2 protein-coding genes and 1 pseudogene are annotated in these 1,171 nt (G+C 57.0%); all 3 read left to right on the forward strand.

Annotated elements, in window-relative coordinates; all coding sequences use genetic code 11:
- A partial coding sequence (locus tag A3730_RS02630) for a glutamate--tRNA ligase family protein (RefSeq protein ID WP_231883819.1) occupies positions 1 to 355 on the forward strand: 355 nt, incomplete at its 5' end.
- A gap of 197 nt (positions 356 to 552) precedes the next feature.
- Positions 553 to 729, forward strand: a complete 177-nt coding sequence (locus tag A3730_RS30920; RefSeq protein WP_007149317.1) for a hypothetical protein — start codon at positions 553 to 555, stop codon at positions 727 to 729.
- Positions 719 to 1,171, forward strand: a pseudogene (locus tag A3730_RS02635) (ATPase); the annotation flags it as partial. The gene A3730_RS30920 and the pseudogene A3730_RS02635, both read left to right, overlap by 11 nt.

Consider the following 1,171-nt stretch of genomic DNA (forward strand, 5'->3'; position numbering starts at 1 on the left):
TGATGCCGATGACAACATTACCCATGTACTGCGCGGTGCCGATCTGCTTGATTCCACTCTGCGTCAGCGCTGGCTGCTGGAATGCCTGGGCCGGCCAGTGCCGGATTATGCCCACCTGCCGGTGGTAATGAATGGTCGTGATACCAAGCTGTCCAAATCCAGTGGTAGCGAAGCGCTGGACCTCGCTCGGGCCAGCCAGCTACTCGCCGCCGCATTTAGCTACATGGGCCTGCAGCTCCCCATCGATATGCATGGAGCCAGCCCCACAACCATGCTGGCATGGGCGAAAGCCCATTACCCCGAACACCAGTGGCCACCCGGCCGCCAACAACCGTTACCGGCATCTTCCTTGTAAGATTGCTGAAATCATCTCGTCAATCACTTCCGCGATTAACCTTTTTGTTCGCGGCTCAAGCGCCACTCCTACCCACAAAACGTGCTTTTCGCCTTTCGCTGTCAACTTTCAACTATCCACTGTCCACTTTGCGTTCCCGCTTTTACACGCCTCCCCCACCTGACGTATGCTCTTGCACCAGAGGGCCTTAACCACCTATGTATACTGATCGCCTGCTTATTATTTTTATTCTCGGCACCTACTTGCTGTCCCCTGCCATTATTGATTGGTGGAGCGAAGGGGGCCGCGCTTGGTATCGGCCCTACCTGATCTGGCTGGGACTGATCGCGCTGAGCTACTGGATCGCCAAGAGCAAGGATGTCGATGGTCTATAGTGTCAGCGACCTCATCCTGATTGCCTGTGGCTACCTGTTTTTTCTTTTCATGGTGGCCTGGATCACCGAACGCGGCTGGTTACCCGCAAGGTTGGTGCGGCACCCGGCGGTATATGTATTCTCACTCGGGGTCTACGCCAGCGCCTGGGCGGTGTACGGCTCAGTGGGGTACGCCTATCAGTACGGCTATAATTTTCTGTCCTACTTTCTCGGCATCTCCGGCGTGTTCCTGTTGGCGCCAATTCTGCTGGCGCCTATCCTGCGCCTGACCACCACCTACCAGTTAAGCTCCCTGGCGGATTTGTTTGCCTTCCGCTATCGCAGCCGCCTGGCTGGCGCCATGACCACCATCATCATGCTCATCGGCGTGTTACCGCTGCTGGCGCTGCAATTGAAAGCCGTCGCCGAGTCCATCCAGATTCTCAGCGGTACCGCCGACCCC

Source organism: Alcanivorax sp. HI0044, assembly GCF_001634945.1.